Annotated in this window: 17 protein-coding genes and 1 pseudogene; 10 read left to right on the forward strand and 8 right to left on the reverse strand. The window is 64.0% G+C overall.

Annotation, left to right across the window (positions count from 1 at the left end; all coding sequences use genetic code 11):
• Positions 1-116: 116 nt before the first annotated feature.
• Complete coding sequence (locus YU9_RS50880) at positions 117-239, forward strand: hypothetical protein (RefSeq protein WP_256375916.1); 123 nt, start codon at positions 117-119, stop codon at positions 237-239.
• A gap of 158 nt (positions 240-397) precedes the next feature.
• On the opposite strand, the gene hslV is transcribed toward YU9_RS50880, so the two are convergent.
• Positions 398-958: an ATP-dependent protease subunit HslV gene (gene hslV, locus YU9_RS0136445; protein WP_027577139.1), complete on the reverse strand. Its 561-nt coding sequence runs from the start codon at positions 956-958 to the stop codon at positions 398-400.
• A 262-nt stretch (positions 959-1,220) separates the two neighbouring features.
• On the opposite strand from hslV, the gene hisB reads away from it, so the two are divergent.
• From hisB to YU9_RS43720, 8 genes are all read left to right on the forward strand, one after another.
• Complete coding sequence (hisB, locus tag YU9_RS0136450) at positions 1,221-1,814, forward strand: imidazoleglycerol-phosphate dehydratase HisB (protein ID WP_027577140.1); 594 nt, start codon at positions 1,221-1,223, stop codon at positions 1,812-1,814.
• A 63-nt stretch (positions 1,815-1,877) separates the two neighbouring features.
• Entirely contained in the window at positions 1,878-2,408 is a 531-nt protein-coding gene (locus YU9_RS0136455; protein ID WP_027577141.1) for a DUF2628 domain-containing protein, read from the forward strand.
• A complete protein-coding gene (gene hisH / locus YU9_RS0136460) occupies positions 2,405-3,055 on the forward strand; it encodes an imidazole glycerol phosphate synthase subunit HisH (RefSeq protein WP_027577142.1) in 651 nt (216 codons plus the stop codon). The genes YU9_RS0136455 and hisH overlap by 4 nt, the downstream gene beginning before the upstream one ends.
• A gap of 154 nt (positions 3,056-3,209) precedes the next feature.
• Positions 3,210-3,944: a 1-(5-phosphoribosyl)-5-[(5-phosphoribosylamino)methylideneamino]imidazole-4-carboxamide isomerase gene (gene hisA, locus YU9_RS0136465; protein WP_027577143.1), complete on the forward strand. Its 735-nt coding sequence runs from the start codon at positions 3,210-3,212 to the stop codon at positions 3,942-3,944.
• A gap of 10 nt (positions 3,945-3,954) precedes the next feature.
• Positions 3,955-4,728 (forward strand): imidazole glycerol phosphate synthase subunit HisF, encoded by a 774-nt coding sequence (gene hisF, locus YU9_RS0136470; protein WP_027577144.1) that lies wholly within the window; start codon positions 3,955-3,957, stop codon positions 4,726-4,728.
• Between the two features lie 89 nt (positions 4,729-4,817).
• On the forward strand, positions 4,818-5,141 hold the full coding sequence (locus YU9_RS0136475) for a phosphoribosyl-ATP diphosphatase (protein ID WP_027577145.1): 324 nt from the start codon (positions 4,818-4,820) through the stop codon (positions 5,139-5,141).
• A gap of 36 nt (positions 5,142-5,177) precedes the next feature.
• The gene (coaA, locus tag YU9_RS0136480; protein ID WP_027577146.1) at positions 5,178-6,134 is read left to right on the forward strand and encodes a type I pantothenate kinase; all 957 of its coding nucleotides are present in this window, start codon (positions 5,178-5,180) and stop codon (positions 6,132-6,134) included.
• A 103-nt stretch (positions 6,135-6,237) separates the two neighbouring features.
• Entirely contained in the window at positions 6,238-6,597 is a 360-nt protein-coding gene (locus YU9_RS43720) for a hypothetical protein (RefSeq protein WP_245266690.1), read from the forward strand.
• Positions 6,598-6,656: 59 nt separating this feature from the next.
• Here the strand turns inward: YU9_RS43720 and YU9_RS0136490 are convergent, their stop codons facing one another.
• From YU9_RS0136490 to YU9_RS43725, 3 genes and pseudogenes are all read right to left on the reverse strand, one after another.
• On the reverse strand, positions 6,657-8,897 hold the full coding sequence (locus YU9_RS0136490; protein WP_036019066.1) for a PAS domain-containing hybrid sensor histidine kinase/response regulator: 2,241 nt from the start codon (positions 8,895-8,897) through the stop codon (positions 6,657-6,659).
• A 116-nt stretch (positions 8,898-9,013) separates the two neighbouring features.
• Positions 9,014-9,481 carry a hypothetical protein gene (locus tag YU9_RS0136495; RefSeq protein WP_027577148.1) on the reverse strand — a complete coding sequence of 156 codons (468 nt, stop codon included), beginning with the start codon at positions 9,479-9,481 and terminating at the stop codon, positions 9,014-9,016.
• 96 nt (positions 9,482-9,577) lie between these two features.
• Positions 9,578-10,477: pseudogene (locus YU9_RS43725) on the reverse strand (YifB family Mg chelatase-like AAA ATPase); the annotation flags it as partial.
• A 61-nt stretch (positions 10,478-10,538) separates the two neighbouring features.
• Between YU9_RS43725 and YU9_RS44905 the strand changes: the two are divergent.
• Complete coding sequence (locus YU9_RS44905; protein ID WP_051380645.1) at positions 10,539-12,233, forward strand: recombinase family protein; 1,695 nt, start codon at positions 10,539-10,541, stop codon at positions 12,231-12,233.
• A 25-nt stretch (positions 12,234-12,258) separates the two neighbouring features.
• Here YU9_RS44905 and YU9_RS0136510 read toward each other — a convergent pair whose 3' ends face one another.
• The 4 genes from YU9_RS0136510 to YU9_RS0136535 all read right to left on the reverse strand — a co-directional run.
• Complete coding sequence (locus YU9_RS0136510; RefSeq protein WP_156952334.1) at positions 12,259-13,065, reverse strand: hypothetical protein; 807 nt, start codon at positions 13,063-13,065, stop codon at positions 12,259-12,261.
• A gap of 131 nt (positions 13,066-13,196) precedes the next feature.
• Positions 13,197-13,691, reverse strand: a complete 495-nt coding sequence (locus tag YU9_RS0136515; RefSeq protein WP_027577150.1) for a hypothetical protein — start codon at positions 13,689-13,691, stop codon at positions 13,197-13,199.
• Between the two features lie 198 nt (positions 13,692-13,889).
• Positions 13,890-14,681, reverse strand: coding sequence for a hypothetical protein (locus tag YU9_RS0136525; RefSeq protein WP_027577151.1), 792 nt, complete (start codon positions 14,679-14,681; stop codon positions 13,890-13,892).
• A 1,199-nt stretch (positions 14,682-15,880) separates the two neighbouring features.
• A partial coding sequence (locus tag YU9_RS0136535) for a transposase (RefSeq protein ID WP_027577153.1) occupies positions 15,881-16,119 on the reverse strand: 239 nt, incomplete at its 5' end.

The following is a 16,119-nucleotide window of genomic DNA, read 5'->3' on the forward strand; positions in this document are numbered from 1 at the left end:
CGCTGGGCGCGCGCCCGCTATCTGGGCTTGGCGCGCAACCAGACGCATCTGCGCCTGATCTGCCTCGCCATGAATCTCAAACGATGGGCGGTGCTGTCTCCTGCGGGAGCTGCGGCATGACCGCCGCCGCCCGACGCCAGCGGTCGGCCGCGGAAAACGCACCCATTCCACGCCGCGCGCCGTCCGACGCCGCGCAAAAAAAGCCCGACATCGGGAACCACTCGCTCACATCCCATTAAGCAAAGCTCTCGCTTGCGGGAGAGGGTTGGGGAGAGGGTGCTTCCGCGACGGGACAGTCCCCAAGAGGAGAGAGCCCTCACCCGCGCCTTCGGTGCGACCTCTCCCGCAAGCGGGAGAGGTTGCAGCCAGTCTGGACCTCCGCCGTCCAGCCACAGCCCTACCCGCTCGCCAGGCTCTCGATGGTCACATTCCGGTTGGTGTAGACGCAGATGTCGGCGGCGATATCGAGGGAGCGGCGGACGATGGTCTCGGCGTCCTTGTCGGTGTCGAGCAGGGCCCGCGCCGCCGCCAGCGCGTAATTGCCGCCGGAGCCGATCGCCATCACGCCGGCTTCGGGCTCGAGCACGTCGCCCGTGCCCGTCAGGACTAGCGAGACGTCCTTGTCGGCCACGATCATCATCGCCTCCAGCCGCCGCAAGTATCGGTCGGTGCGCCAGTCCTTGGCGAGCTCCACGGCCGCCCGGGTCAGCTGCCCCGGATATTGCTCGAGCTTGGATTCCAGCCGCTCAAACAGCGTGAAGGCGTCGGCCGTGGCGCCGGCGAAGCCGCCGATCACGTCGCCCTTGCCGAGCTTGCGGACCTTCTTGGCGTTGGCCTTGATGACGGTCTGGCCGATCGAGACCTGGCCGTCGCCGCCGACCACCACCCTGCCGCCCTTGCGGACGGTCAAGATCGTGGTGCCGTGCCAGTGAGGCGAGCTGTTCTGGGAATCCTGCATGAGTGACCCTCGTTGTCCGGCCTGATTTAGGCGGTCGGGGCCAAGGGGACAACAGGTAGACAACCGGCGCACAACGGGCCGCTCCGGGCCTAATTTCGCTCACCATAGGCAGAAGTAGAGCCCCGACCAGCCCTTCCCGCAGTAGCGAAGGCGTCATTTGGCTGTTAAAAGACCGCCGTTTTCGGCCTGAACGGGCATGATCCGGAAAAGTGGGCACCGGTTTTCCGAGAAGATCATGCCCAACCAAATGCGAAAGCTTTCAATGCGCACCGCGACGATCAAGCGCAAGACCAAGGAGACCGACATCGAGGTCACCGTGAACCTCGATGGCACGGGCGTGGCCAATATCACGACCGGCATCGGCTTTTTCGACCATATGCTCGATCTTCTCGCCCGTCATTCCCGCATCGATCTCACGGTCAAGGCGGTGGGCGATCTGCACATTGATTATCACCATACCACCGAAGACACCGGCATTGCGCTCGGCCAGGCGGTCAAGCAGGCGCTCGGCAACATGGCGGGCATCACTCGCTATGCCGGCGTGCACATGCCCATGGACGAGACGCTGTCGCGCGTGGTCATCGACATCTCGGGCCGCCCGTTCCTGGTGTTCAAGGCCGACTTCCCCCGTGACAAGATCGGCGAGTTCGATACCGAGCTGGTGCGCGAGTGGTTCCAGGCCTTCGCCATGAACGCCGGCGTGACTCTCCACGTCGAGACCCTATATGGCGATAACAGCCATCATATCGCCGAGTCCTGCTTCAAGGGTCTGGCGCGGGCGCTGCGCACCGCCGTCGCGATCGATCCGAAGGCGGCAGGCGAAATCCCGTCCACCAAGGGCTCACTCGGCGGCTGACATCTCCGTCTCGCGGCGAACGCCGCCGGCGGCGTTACTGAATTCCTAGGAACGGGTATCACCATGCCTGTCTACACAGTTCATGCTCCCTTCCCTGGCGGAGCCGATCTGCGTGCGACTGACAAATTCGTCTTCGTGCGCGACGGCTTCCATTTCTGGGCGATGATCTTCGGCCCGATCTGGCTGCTGTGGAATCGGCTGTGGCTGGTGCTGATCGGCTGGCTGGTCTTCATGGCGGCATTCCATGCAGGCCTCTCCAGCCTGGGTCTCGGCCGGAGCTCGATCTTCTTCGCCGACATCGTCGTCGCGCTGCTGACGGGCCTCGAGGCTTCCAGCCTGCGGCGCTGGACCTTATCGCGCGGCAAGTGGCGGCAGCTCGACATCGTCGTCGCCGATGACCATGACACCGCCGAGCGTCGCTTCTTCGAGCGCTGGAGCCAGAAGCAGCACGGCATCGTCAATGATCAATGGGCCGTCGATCGCGGCGGCCCGCCGCCGACCCGGGGCGTGCCGGGTCAGCAGTTCTCGAACCCGCCGCCGCTTCCGGCCGGCGGCATCATTGGATTGTTTCCAGAACCGGGAGGGTCAAGATGAGCGTCGCCATCATCGATTACGGTTCCGGCAATCTGCATTCTGCGGCCAAGGCGTTCGAGCGCGCCGCGCGCAGCCTGGAGACCCCGCAAAAGGTCTTCGTCACCAGCGATCCTGACCAGGCGTACGAGGCTGACCGTCTGGTGCTGCCGGGCGTCGGCGCCTTTGCCGATTGCCGGCGTGGGCTGGACGCAGTCAACGGCATGGTCGAGGCCATCACCGAAGCGGTGCGCGTCAAGGCGCGGCCGTTCTTCGGCATCTGCGTCGGCATGCAGCTGATGGCGAGCCGCGGCAAGGAGCACGTCATCACCGAAGGCCTGAACTGGATCGGCGGCGACGTCGAGAAGATCACGCCGCGCGATGAATGCCTGAAGATCCCGCACATGGGCTGGAATACGCTCGAGGTGCTCAGGGAGCATCCGGTGCTGAACAAGCTGCCGCTCGGCCCCAAGGGCCAGCACGCTTATTTCGTGCACTCCTATCACCTCAACCCCGCCAGCGAAGCGGACGTGCTCGCGCGCGCCGACTACGGCGGGCCCGTCACCGCGATCGTCGGGAAGGACACCGCCATCGGCACGCAGTTTCACCCCGAGAAGAGCCAGCGCTTTGGCCTGGCCCTGATCTCGAACTTCTTGCGATGGAAACCGTGATGGTTTTAACGGCTCTCACCTCGTCATTGCGAGCGCAGCGAAGCAATCCAGCGTCTTTCCGCGGCGGCAGTCTGGATTGCTTCGCTGCGCTCGCAATGACGGGGTGCGTGGCTGACAGGCCCGTTCTCGTGGTGGGGACGGAAGCAGGTGCGACATGATTCTTTTTCCCGCGATCGACCTCAAGAACGGCCAGTGCGTGCGTCTCGAGCAAGGCGACATGGCACGTGCGACGGTGTTCAACCTCAATCCGGCCGCGCAGGCGCAGAGCTTTGCCGCGCAGGGTTTTGAATATCTCCACGTCGTCGATCTCGACGGTGCGTTCGCCGGCAAGCCGGTGAACGCTGACGCCGTCGAGGCGATGCTGAAGACGATTCCGATCCCGGTGCAGCTCGGCGGCGGCATTCGCGATCTCAAGACCGTCGAAGCCTGGCTCGCCAAGGGCATCACCCGCGTCATCATCGGCACCGCCGCGGTGCGCGATCCCGAGCTGGTGAAGTCTGCTGCGAAGAAATTCCCCGGCCGCGTGGCCGTCGGGCTGGATGCCCGCGACGGCAAGGTCGCGGTCGAAGGCTGGGCCGAGACCTCGCAGGTGACGGTGCTCGAGATCGCAAAGCGCTTCGAGGATGCCGGCGTCGCCGCCATCATCTTCACCGACATCGCGCGCGACGGCCTGCTCAAGGGACTGAACCTCGACGCGACCATCGCGCTGGCCGACGCCATCTCGATCCCCGTGATCGCCTCCGGTGGTCTCGCCTCGATCGAGGACGTCAGAGCGATGCTGGCGCCGCGCGCGAAAAAGCTCGCCGGCGCGATCGCGGGCCGTGCGCTCTACGACGGCCGGCTCGATCCCGTCGCCGCCCTCACCCTGATCCGCAACGCGCGCGCGTAGGAGCTGACCCATGTTCAAGGTGCGCGTGATCCCCTGCCTCGACGTCAAGGACGGCCGCGTCGTCAAGGGCGTCAACTTCGTCGATCTGCGCGATGCCGGCGATCCCGTCGAAGCCGCGATCGCCTATGACGCCGCCGGTGCCGACGAGCTCACCTTCCTCGACATCACCGCGACCCACGAGAACCGCGGCATCATGCTGGACGTGGTCCGGCGCACGGCGGAAGCATGCTTCATGCCGGTCACCGTCGGTGGCGGCGTGCGCGAGGTCAACGACATCAAGACGCTGCTGCGGGCCGGCGCCGACAAGGTCTCGATCAACAGCGCCGCGGTGGCGCGGCGGGAGTTCGTCAAGGAAGCCGCCGAAAAATTCGGCGAGCAGTGCGTAGTGGTTGCGATCGATGCCAAGCGGGTGAAGCGTCCGGGCGGCGACCGCTGGGAGATCTTCACCCATGGCGGCCGCAACTCCACCGGTATCAATGCCATCGAATATGCCCAGGAAGTGGTCGCGCTCGGCGCCGGTGAAATCCTGCTCACGTCGATGGACCGCGACGGCACCAGGCAAGGTTTCGACATTCCGCTGACCCGCGCGATCGCCGACAGCGTTCCCGTTCCGGTGATCGCCTCGGGCGGCGTCGGCAATCTCGACCATCTCGTCGAGGGTATCCGCGACGGCCACGCCACGGCTGTGCTGGCCGCCTCGATCTTCCATTTCGGGGAATTCACCATTCGCGAAGCCAAGGAGCACATGGCGCGGCGTGGGCTGCCGATGCGCCTGGATGCCTGACGACTTCGGTTCACAACAATGCTACATTGGCGGACGGGAATGGCCGCCGTGGCCAAATATGTTGCCAAGCGTGTTTCTGAGTAAGTCCGATGCCGCGTTTCACGATCCATGATCTGGCCGAGACCATCGACGCCCGCGCGGCTTCCGGCGGCGAAGCCTCCTATACACGCAAGCTTCTCGACAAGGGCGCCGAGCATTGCGCCAAGAAGTTCGGAGAGGAAGCAGTCGAAACCGTAATCGCTGCAGTCGAAAACGATCGCGCGCATCTGATCGCCGAGAGTGCCGACCTGCTCTATCATTTCCTTGTCTTGCTCAAGGCCCGCGGCGTAAAGCTGGAGGAGGTCGAAGCCGCGCTGGACAAGCGGACGAACATGTCAGGGCTGGAAGAGAAGGCGTCGCGCAAGGGCGGCTAGGCAAGGGCGAATAGATCGCAACGGGAAGACGACGTCATGGATATCCGCGCACCCGAGCAGCAGTATAATCCGTATCGCGTCTATACGCGCGAGCAGTGGGCGCGCCTGCGCGACGATACGCCGATGACGCTGGAGCCGGGCGAGTTCGACCGGCTGCGCTCGCTGCACGATCGCCTCGACCTGCAGGAGGTCGAGGACATTTATCTTCCGCTGTCGCGCCTGTTGTCGATCTATGTCGATGCGACGCAGCGGCTGTATTACGCGGAGCGCCAGTTCCTCAACATCCGCGATCGCAAGGTGCCCTACATCATCGGCGTCGCCGGCTCGGTTGCGGTCGGGAAATCCACCACGGCACGTGTGCTTCAGGCCCTGCTGGCGCGCTGGTCGCCGCGGCCGAAGGTCGAACTGATCACCACCGACGGATTTCTCTATCCCAACGCGGTGCTCGAGCGGCACGGCATGATGCAGAAGAAGGGTTTTCCGGAGAGCTACGATCTGCCGCTGCTGCTCAGCTTCCTCTCCGACATCAAGGCCGGCCGCCGCAACGTGCGCGCGCCGGTCTATTCGCATCTGACCTACGATATCGTGCCGAACCAGTGGGCCGAGATCGACCAGCCCGACATCCTGATCGTCGAGGGCGTCAACGTGCTGCAAACCGGCAAGCTGCCGCGTGACGGCAAGGCGGTGCCTGTGGTCTCCGACTTCTTCGATTTCTCGGTCTACATCGACGCCGAAGAAGCAGCGCTGCGGCAATGGTACATCAAACGCTTCCTGGCGCTGCGCGACACCGCATTCACCGATCCCAAATCCTACTTCAACCGCTACGCGCTGCTGTCGGATGAGGAAGCCACCGCCACTGCGATTGCGATCTGGGAACGCACCAACCTCGCCAATCTCGAGGACAACATCCTGCCGACCCGCCCCCGCGCGACGCTGATCCTCAAGAAGGGCCCGGATCACGTGGTGGAGAGCGTGGCGCTCAGGCGGCTGTAATCGCGCCGGTGAGCGTGGCCTTAGGCGAATTTTCACGCTGAGGGTCTTTTGTTGCAGACCAACGAGGGGTATTCGGTTATGGCCTTCGAAAACGCGAGGGGCCATGGTTGATCGTCTCAGAAGTGCTGCGGAGCAGCTGGAAGCACCGATCTGCCCGGACTGCCATGTCGAGATGAAGTGGTTCCGCTCGGAACTGCTCGCAGACGAGCCGACCCCGATCATCGCGCATCTCTTTGTGTGCCCGCATTGCAAGCGCGCGGCAAAGACGGAAACCATATTCAGGAGCACTTCGGGGCCGGCGGAGAAGCTCTCCGCGCCGCGTTTTATTGCTGACGCCGCCCTGCGCAGGCATCGAATCAACCAAAACTCATCCCGCATCGCCGGGCGGAGCCGCCGGCTCGCGCCGGTTGTTGGCGGCGCGCGGCTCACTTGCCAGCCTTGGCGATCCAATCCGCAGGCTTGATGCGCCCCGCAAAACTGGCGGACCGGAGCCGTGTGGTAATTCTCGATTGATGGCCGAGATCAGGTTCCCGTGAGATGCGAGACTGCCAGATGCCGGGACGCGACCAGCGCGGCAAGCGCCTCTTCCAGCTTCTCGCGATCGAGCGGCTTGATCAAGAACCCGTTCATGCCCGCCTCGAAGCAGGCATAGCGATCCTCCACCAGCGTGTTGGCAGTCAGCGCCAGGATCGGCGTGTGGTGACCGCCCGCGGCGGCCTCTTGCGCGCGGATGCGCTTCGTCGCCTCGATGCCGTCGAGCTGCGGCATCTGGATATCCATCAGCACGAGATCGTAGGGCGTGCCGGCAGATGAGGCGGCGAGCCAGGATTCCAGCACGGCTTCGCCGTGGACGGCGATGACGACGCGGTGGCCGAGCTTGGTCAGCAGCGAGCGCATTAACAGCGCGTTGATCTCGTTGTCTTCGGCGACGAGGATCGACAGGCCTTTCGCCTGTGGTGTGCCGGATGCAGCCGGCGGCTCCGGCGCAAGATCGGGCGAGGCGACCTCCGGTGTCACGGCGAGACGCGCGGCGAGCGAGGCCGCGCGCAGCGGCTTCACCAGAAAGCCGGTGAAGGCCGGCGACAGCTTCTCGTGGCGCGAGCTCGATGTGAGCAGCACGAGGCGCTGCAATGCATGCGCGCGGGCCGCGTCACCCAGATGGTCGGCGATGGCAGGCCCGATCGCACGATCGATCAGCACCGCGTGCCAGGAGCGTTCCGGCAGCAGTGCTTCGGCGACCGCCGCGTCCGCAACCATGCAGGTCTGGCCGCCCCAGCGCTCGAGACGCCGGGCGATCAACGAGGCCTCGATGCCGTCGGCAACGAGGAGCATCGACTTGCCGGTGAGGTCGGGGCTCGGAAATGCGGTTTGTCCGGCGCCGGCTTGCGACGGCGGAAGCGGCACCGCGACCTCGAAGGTCGAGCCCTTGCCCGGCTCGCTCGTGAGCGTGATCCGGCCGCCCATGCGCTTGACGATGCGCTCGCTGATGGCCAGCCCAAGCCCGGTGCCGCCATAGGTGCGGGCGACGCGCTCGTCGGCCTGCTCGAACTCGCGAAAGATGCGCTGCTGAGCTTCGGCTGCGATGCCGATGCCGGTATCGCGAACCAGGAAGCTGATCTCGTTCGGCCAGATGCCGGGCTCGACGATCAGCGCAACGCCGCCGCTTCCCGTGAACTTGATGGCGTTGCCGGCGAGGTTGAGCAGCACCTGGCGCAGCCGCGCGGCATCGCCGACCACCTCCAGCGGCAGGCGCTCGTCGACATAGGCGGCGATCTCGAGCGACTTCGCCTGCGCGCGCGGCGCGAGCAGCTCGGTGATCTCCTCGACCAGGGTCGAGAGCGCGAAGGGGCGCTGATCGAGGTCGAGCTTGCCGGCTTCGATCTTGGAATAGTCGAGCAGTTCCTCGATCAGCGCCATCAAGGCTTCGCCGGAAGTTTTCACCGCCCTGGCATAGGTCGCCTGCTCCGGCGTCGGCGTGGTGTCGAGCAACAGGCCGCCCATGCCGATGATGCCGTTCAGGGGGGTGCGGATCTCGTGCGAGGCCATCGCCAGGAAGCGCGATTTGGCGCGGTTGGCGGCATCGGCCTGGTCGCGCGCGTCGGACAATGCGCGTTCGGTCTCGGTTCGGTCGGTGACGTCGCGGCCCACGCTCTGCAATTCGGCCGGTTGCCCGGCATCGACGCGGACATAGCCCTCGCGCCAGGCGATCCAGCGCGCGCCGAGCGGGGTTGCGATCTTCTGGTCGTGGATGCGCGTGCCGTTGCTCTCGCGGGCGCTGTCGCCCTGCTCCAGCACGTCGAAATCGAAACGCGTGCCGACCAGCGCGCCGCGCGCCTGTCCTGCGAGCGCGCAATAGGCCTCGTTGGCAAAGGTGATGCGGCCCCCTGTGTCGCGCAGCACGATGAGGTCGCCCTGCTGCTCGAACAGGCTGCGGGCGCGCTCCTCCGCTTCCTTCAGCTCCCAATTGCGGTCGATCAACGCCTCATTGTGGGCGGCGAGCGTCCGCAGCCGCTTGCCCACGAAGCGCAGGCGTATGCTCAGCGTCGCAAGCCCGAGGCAGGCGAGCGCGAACAGGAAGCTCGCGCCGATCGCAAAGGTGTGGGGATCGTAGCCGGAATTCTCGGAGCGGCTGCCGGATACGAAACCATAGGCGCCGCCGAAGGTCGCCGAGAAGATCAAGAAGGAGCGGATCGCGAAGGCGATCCTGGGATGCTGCCGCCTGAAGCGGCGCATGCGCACCTTGATCCGGAACGTCCGACCCATCGCCACCGACCCTTGCCTGAAACCCCGCCGCCGCGTGCGACGATGGCCCGCTGACCTTGCGAACAGCTTGAGGCTTTGGCGCTGCCTCCAAACAGGGTTGACGAGGTGTTAACGGTTCAGAGCGAAGCCGCCTGGAAGCGGCCATGGCCACCGCGGGCGCCGACGATCAGCGCCGCAGCCTCGCGCGGCGAGAAGGTCTTCGAGCGCACATAGATGCGGTAATCCGCCGGTCCTTCGCTCGAGAGGTAGATCACCTGGCCGCCATCGACCGGTTGCGCGGCAATCGAGACCAGGCGCGTCGACGGATTGGCCTGGCAGGAGTCCGGCTCGGAGCCGAGGCCGTCGTCGACGACAGCGAAGTCCGCAGCGTCGGCATCCTCGGTGATCTGGACCCGCACCGTGGCGCGCGCGGGATCGTCGGTGAAGGCGACATGCACGCCGGCGGTCCAGAACAGGGAGGTGAGCTCGACCGATGTCTCGCCCAGCGCGATGCAGGGATGCGAAACCGATCCGATCTCGGCGCGGGCGAACACCGCAGCCGCCAACAGGGGAACAGCGGACGCGAGGATTTTGAAACGCAACATGACACTCTACTCGCCGAGGCCCGAGGAACTCGTTGGGCCTTATGGTTTGCAGAGCGTAAAGGAAACTCGTTACCGCCGGGTTGATGCGCGCGGCGCTTACGCCATCTGGCGCACATCCTCCGCGAGCGCGCGGTAGGACAGCGCTTCGGCGAGGTGCAGCCGGCCGATCTTGTCGGCGTGGTCGAGGTCGGCCAGCGTGCGCGCCACCCGCAGCACGCGGTGATAGCCGCGCGCCGACAGCCGCATGGTCTCGGCGGCATCCCGCAGCAGCTTGGCGCCTTGCGCATCCGGCTTTGCGATCTCCTCGAGCACGGAGGCGGGCGCCTCGGCATTGGTGCGGACATTGGGCAAGCCGGCATCCGCATAGCGCGCCAGCTGGATGTCGCGCGCCGCCGCCACGCGGGCGGCGACCTCGGCCGAGCCCTCCGCCGGCGGCGGCAGGATCAGGTCGGCGGCGGTCACCGCCGGCACCTCGATGCGCAGATCGATGCGGTCCATGAGGGGACCGGAGATGCGCGCCTGGTAATCGCCGGTGCAGCGGTCGATGCGGCCGCGCTTGCAGGCATAGCCGGGCTCGAACGCATTGCCGCAGCGGCAGGGATTCATCGCCGCGACCAGCATGAAGCGGGCAGGGTAGGTGACGCGGTGGTTGGCACGCGACACCGCGACCTCGCCGTTCTCCAGCGGCTGGCGCAGCGAATCCAGCACGCGCGGATCGAACTCCGGCAGCTCGTCGAGGAACAGCACGCCCTGATGCGCCAGCGAGATCTCGCCGGGCTTGGCGCGCACGCCGCCGCCGGTGAGCGCGGCCATGCTGGCGGAATGATGCGGCGAGCGGAACGGGCGCCGCGCCGTCAGCGCGCCGCCCTCGATCTCGCCAGCGACGGACGCGATCATCGAGACCTCGAGCAGCTCGCCCGGCGACAGCGGCGGCAGGATCGAGGGCAGGCGCGCGGCCAGCATCGATTTTCCGGCGCCGGGCGCGCCGATCATGAGCCTGACCGGCTACATTACTGGAGCAATACTATTCTAAGAACTTGCTCTCTAAGTATATCATATGAAACCAGCATTCTCCTACATCCGCTTTTCGACCCCCGAGCAGGCCAAAGGAGACTCGTTCAGACGCCAGAGCGAGAAGGCCGACGAATGGGCCAAAGATAACGGTTATCAGATCGTTAAGCGATGGAGCGACCTGGGCGTCTCCGGCTATCGGGGTAAGAACGCCCGAACGGGAGGTTTTGCTGAATTCCTCAAGGCGGCCGAGGAGAGACAGCTTCCTCCCGATTCGGTTCTTCTGGTCGAGAACCTCGACAGGGTGTCGCGCGAGAAGCCCAGAATGGCGCTCGAGCGCTTTCTGCGCGTGATCGGACTCGGCATCGGCATCGTAACGCTGATGGACCGGCAGACCTATACGGCGGATTCCATCGACGCCGATCCCACGGGCATGAACCTGTTCGGCAGCCTGATGGTCATGGTCCGCGCGCACGGGGAGTCCAAGGCGAAGGCGGTGCGAATTTCTGCCGTCTGGTCGCAAAAGCGCGAAAAGGCCCGCGTGAAGCGACTGGCGGTCAGCGATCGCATCCCCGGCTGGCTCAAGTCCACCCGCGACCCGACCGGCGGGCGGGTATTCACCGAAAACAAGGATCGCGCGGACATCGTGCGGCGCATCTTCGACGAGACTGTTCAAGGACTCGGGCGCCGCGCGATCGCCAAAGGGCTCAACAGGGACGGCAAGCTGTCGTTTCTCTCGCAGTCCGGCTGGCAGCCCTCAAGCGTGAACAAGATCCTCCGCTCGCGCACCACCGTCGGCGAGCTCCAGTTGCACCGGCGCGACGAGACCGGCCGCCGCGTGCCGGACGGAGATCCCATCAAGGGATACTATCCGGCGGTGGTCAGCGAGGAGCTGTGGGTGAAGGCAAACGCGGCGGTGAACATCCGCCGGAAGGATTCGGCCGGCCGTCCGCACGCGGAAGCCGCCAACCTGATCCGCGGCCTGGCGCGGTGCGCCTGCGGACAGCGGATGATGTTCGTCAACAAGGGAGCGCCCCCGAAGGGCGGTCGCTACTACCGCTGCTCCGCGGCGGCTCGGGACGCCGGCTGCGAAAACAGGCGACTTTGGAACGCCAGGGACGTCGAACACTATCTCCTCGGGCAGATCGACCCGGCACGCATCGCGGCCGTGTTCGAGCCGTCGGCGAAGCGCGTCGGGCCCTCCCCCAGGGAATACGACCTCCGGATCGCCGAACTTACCGCGATGAAGAACGCTGCCATGGATACCGCGCTGCGCTATGCCGGAAAGCCGATGGCGGGCGAGTGGGAGAGCCGAGCCGAAAGCCTCGTCGACGAGATCGCGCAGGTGCGCAAACGCCGCGACGAAGCCGTCGCGGCGGAAAGGTCGAGGCCACATCTGCCGACGATGCAGACGGCTCTCGGCACCGTCGGGGCGCTCGCGGCGAAGCTCGAAGGTGCGACGGACGAGGAGAAGATGCCTCTCCGGACCGCCATCATGCAGCAGCTCCGGACGGTGTTTTCCGAGATCGTATTCCGGCCTCACGCCATCGTCGGTTTGATCGAGTTGCCCGAAAAGCCCGCAAGCCTGAAGGGGGCATTCGGCCTGCCGAAACCGATCGAGGTCAGGAAAGGCGAGAAGGGCGAGAGCTACTTCTTTAGGCACGTTTTCTTCCGGGACGACCCGGAGGAAATGGCGGCCCTGGGCGGCGGGAAGGGAGTCGTATTTCCGCGCTTCGTCTAATTTCCCTTCCCAATACCCGTCGTGACTACGGCGTGGCGGACGCGCTATCCGTGCTGCTCACGTAGCGGCGGCACACCCGGCCGGCGAGTCCCAACTCGGACTCGCGCGTACCCTTGGGGACCAGGACGTAGGGGCACACGATGACCATGTCCTGGGGCAAGGCGCAGTCCAACGCGGTCAGCGTGCCCCGGTACGTCTCTTCATTGTTTCTCGCCTCGAGATGATAGGATCCGTGTCCCTTAATGCCGCGGATCGCACCGTCGATCCAGTCGCCTTTCGCGAGATAGCCCGTCACCCGCATCGGCGCGTTGCCGCGCTCGCGCAACCATTGAACGCCGGTGAAGTCGCCGCCGGAATTCACGGAGATTTCCCACACGTCCTTTTGCAGGTCGCCGTAGTTTTGCGGATCGGCCAAAAAGGCGTCGATCTCCTTGAACGACGACGTCGTCGTCAGCGGCGCCTTGCACTCGCGAGCGGGTTTGATCGTGGGCACCCAACCGTCCATCTCGCGAACTTCGTGCAGCGGCATCGTGAAAACCGCCGTGCTGATGCCGGTCGCGCCGAAAAGGCTGAGCAAGATCGGCTTCCACTTTCCGATCGCGTAAATCCTCGCCGCGTCAGCAGCGTCGAGAACCTTTTTTCCGATCCAGAGGGCGATTTTCTGTTCGGCCTCGTTCGGCTGCTTCGGCGACGATTCATAAATCGTCGCCAAAGTGTTCTTTTCCTCGCTGGCGCGCGAGACGTCGTTTACCGGCAATAGGCTGTCATTGGCGTGACCCTTTCGTTCTGTCTTGGAGGAGGAAGCGGTAACCCGTCCAGTCTTGTTCGGCATTCGAAGCTCCTGGAGCAGGTTGCCGCTCCGGTTCGTTGAGACTTCGATTTAGCTACCGGGGGTCGCTCGACGCTACAATTCAGAAAAAGGAACCAATAAACGTTATCAATTTTCGTAACCGGATTTCGCGCTCAATAATCGTGAACGTCCGCGTTCATGAGGATTTGGATATCGTCAACCAATTCGACTCGAGATCCCTTTTCCTTGTCGAGCAGGCTGGAAATCGGATTATGCATCTTCTTGGCGTAGTCGCTCCCCATCTCGATCAGCTTCTGCTTCGTCGCCAAGGTCGGTTGCAGGTATTGCAGACGGGCATCCTCTTCGTCGATCTCCTTCCGCAACACGGGCAGCGATCTGGCGCTATCGGGTTTGCACAGTTTCGAGATCCACGTATTGATCTTCGTGGGGCTGCTGTCCGTCTGATCTTCGATGAATGCGACGAATTCCTGCATCGCGAGCCTTTTCCGCAAGATCGCTTGTACGTGTGCGTTGATGACGATATCGCGGCAGACCTCTGCGTAGTCATTCAGTTCCGGAAAGTATTGCTCCCAAAGGTCGTCGACGATCGAATTTCCGGTCACCAGAGCGATAGCGCTGACCTTCAGGCGCTTAGAGTCGATGGACACTTACATCCCCTTAAGGTTGTGGTCTGGAAAACACAGGCTCGTGGACGGCGCGAGGAATTTCAAGTCCTTTGGTTGAGGTGCATGCATTTATTGCTGCTTGGCGCTTCCGCATGCACCTTACGTCGCTGCCGGGACCATCCGCGGCTCGCGGACGGCCCACATCGGCCCCATCTTCTTCGCGCGCGCCGGCTAACGTCGCTACGTGAACCAAATATCGAAGTTGGGCCTGAACGCGTGCCGCCGCGGGACCAGCTTAAGGTGACGGGCGATCGGGACTCGGGGGTCCCGTGACAGCGGAAGGTAGATGACAAAATTCCGCACGGTTACCAGGCAGGACTGCTCATCGAACTCAAATCTAAAGGGATTTGCCCAAATCGGATCATCCGGGTCCGTATGCGGTTGTCCGAAGAAGATCGCCTTGAACTTGGTCCCCAATCCATTTCTGAACCTTGAAGGATTGAAGAATTGTTCCCGGAGCACCAGGCCGCTCTGCATTAGCGTGACGACGTAGCCGAATTTCGCGACCATCGCGAGATACGCGAGTGCTAAGCCGCCTATGATCAAGGCATTCTGGCCGTGCTTGTTTCGATGTTGACCTACTCTCCCAGTGAATATCTGGGTCATCGGCCCATCGAAATTCTTGCCTTTCCAGCTATTGCAGCCGTTGCTGTAGAAGCGTGCGCCCCGGTAGTGGAGAGGCTTGGTACAGAGAAGTATAGTCCCCGCCCGAACGTTGGCGGGAGTAGCTGGATTCTCGCGCACCTCGATGGGATCGCGCTTGATGGCTCGCTGTGAGATCATGTGATCGACGTCAAAGTGCTCGGGCGGCAAAAAGCGTCCGCAGGCGCAGCACATGAGGCGGTTGCGTTCGACGACGTCGGGTACGAACTTGGCCAAGTCCGCCTGCATTTTTTGCCAAAGCTGTTCTTTCAGGGATGGCCTATCGATGTCGGCGATTGCGGTGTCGGCCTCTATAAGCGTTCCGCTCATTTGCTGGCTTTCCTGGAGTGATGCTTGCAGTGGTTCTCGCATACGCGCCTTTGTTCCCGGTTTTCAGTCAACCCTGGAAGCGTTCGAATTCCTCGAGATCGCGTCGATGAAGTTCCGTGCCCCGCGCGACGATCTCGTCGAGCACGCGGATCATTCCCATCTGACCCACGGCCCAGATCGCCAGTCCTCTTGTCGCGTTCATGATGGAGTTCGGGCAGATCATGACGAGCTCCAGGGCCTCTGCTTCGGAGATGTTACGGCCGCGCCGCGCACAGAGGTAGAGATAAGTCGCAGGGTGCTTNGAGCGGATGATCGGCCAGACCGCCTCGTCGATGGCCTGCGCACGCATCGCCGCCCGACTGACGATCCAGCCTTCCTCGCAGCGATCAGCGAGTTCCGCGAGGACTTCAGCGAGGAAGGCGGGGCTGGCCTGGCCGGCCACTCTTCTAGCCGCGCGCTCGTCGTGAGAAGACCGGAAGTAGGCCATGACCGCCGTCTCGTCGAACAGCGCGGGTACCTGTGCAACCGCCTTCAGCCATCGCGCGGCTGCGCCCCGCGTACCGCGGTCCATCCAATTCTCGATGATCGACTGCTGTTGCTGCCGGGGGAGAAATTCGAAGGTCGCCGAGAGAAGCGCTTCGACGACGCGCCGCGAGGCCGGTTTGTCCAGGGCGGTCGTGCGGCTACGCTCGATCAGATCGTGCACGCGCTGGCGGTCTTTTTCCTGAAGTTCGTCATTCCGGAGCAGACGCAACAGGCGGCGTCTCAGCGCCAAGCGAAGCTTCAAGGGCGCGTCGAACGTTGAAGTGATCGCCAGACAGAGTTCGGAGACGGAGAGACAGGCGATGTAGGCGTGCAGGAGGCTGCCGGCGTCCGGGTGGGAAAGTCCTTCGACTGCAATGGAGCGGATGCGATCGACCATCTCGGCGGGAGCGGAGCGATCGGAAGCGATCATGCGCTCGGCCTACCGAAGCCAAGGCCGGTTCTCGAATGCTGCGATCCGACGGAGTCGAACGTCATTCGTCTTCTCCTTAGCTGAGCGACCTCGTCTGAGGCCGGCTTTTTGATCGAACGCGGAATGCCTAATTGTGCGGTCCGACCGGCAGCCTACCGAAGGCTCGTCCGAGTGTGCCATCGATCGGGGCGTTGTCGGCGCTAAGAACGCGAACTAGGTCAGCGTTTTCTTGGTTTGAATCATATCAGGCGGCCTCGGCGAGTTTGTAGGACCATGTGTGGATAACCGGATGGCGATTGACGTCGCCGATACCAGCCATGATGCGCTCCTTGAGTTCGTGTTTTGAGGCCACTCGGATATGGCGCAGGACCGAGCGGGCGAACTTGGAGAAGAACCCCTCTATGAGATTGAGCCATGATCCGTGCTTGGGGGTGAAGGTGAGCTCGAAGCGCCCGCTTGGTCGCGTGGCGAGCCAGGCTCTGG

The sequence above is a fragment of the Bradyrhizobium sp. WSM1743 genome (assembly GCF_000473065.1).
Taxonomy (GTDB): domain Bacteria; phylum Pseudomonadota; class Alphaproteobacteria; order Rhizobiales; family Xanthobacteraceae; genus Bradyrhizobium.

Excerpts from the sequence above, each read along its gene's own strand:
- YU9_RS50880 (WP_256375916.1), top strand. The coding sequence starts at position 117 with ATGACCGCCGCCGCCCGACGCCAGCGGTCGGCCGCGGAAAACGCACCC.
- hslV (WP_027577139.1), bottom strand. The coding sequence starts at position 958 with ATGCAGGATTCCCAGAACAGCTCGCCTCACTGGCACGGCACCACGATC.
- hisB (WP_027577140.1), top strand. The coding sequence starts at position 1,221 with ATGCGCACCGCGACGATCAAGCGCAAGACCAAGGAGACCGACATCGAG.
- YU9_RS0136455 (WP_027577141.1), top strand. The coding sequence starts at position 1,878 with ATGCCTGTCTACACAGTTCATGCTCCCTTCCCTGGCGGAGCCGATCTG.
- hisH (WP_027577142.1), top strand. The coding sequence starts at position 2,405 with ATGAGCGTCGCCATCATCGATTACGGTTCCGGCAATCTGCATTCTGCG.
- hisA (WP_027577143.1), top strand. The coding sequence starts at position 3,210 with ATGATTCTTTTTCCCGCGATCGACCTCAAGAACGGCCAGTGCGTGCGT.
- hisF (WP_027577144.1), top strand. The coding sequence starts at position 3,955 with ATGTTCAAGGTGCGCGTGATCCCCTGCCTCGACGTCAAGGACGGCCGC.
- YU9_RS0136475 (WP_027577145.1), top strand. The coding sequence starts at position 4,818 with ATGCCGCGTTTCACGATCCATGATCTGGCCGAGACCATCGACGCCCGC.
- coaA (WP_027577146.1), top strand. The coding sequence starts at position 5,178 with ATGGATATCCGCGCACCCGAGCAGCAGTATAATCCGTATCGCGTCTAT.
- YU9_RS43720 (WP_245266690.1), top strand. The coding sequence starts at position 6,238 with ATGGTTGATCGTCTCAGAAGTGCTGCGGAGCAGCTGGAAGCACCGATC.
- YU9_RS0136490 (WP_036019066.1), bottom strand. The coding sequence starts at position 8,897 with ATGGGTCGGACGTTCCGGATCAAGGTGCGCATGCGCCGCTTCAGGCGG.
- YU9_RS0136495 (WP_027577148.1), bottom strand. The coding sequence starts at position 9,481 with ATGTTGCGTTTCAAAATCCTCGCGTCCGCTGTTCCCCTGTTGGCGGCT.
- YU9_RS44905 (WP_051380645.1), top strand. The coding sequence starts at position 10,539 with ATGAAACCAGCATTCTCCTACATCCGCTTTTCGACCCCCGAGCAGGCC.
- YU9_RS0136510 (WP_156952334.1), bottom strand. The coding sequence starts at position 13,065 with ATGCCGAACAAGACTGGACGGGTTACCGCTTCCTCCTCCAAGACAGAA.
- YU9_RS0136525 (WP_027577151.1), bottom strand. The coding sequence starts at position 14,681 with ATGAGCGGAACGCTTATAGAGGCCGACACCGCAATCGCCGACATCGAT.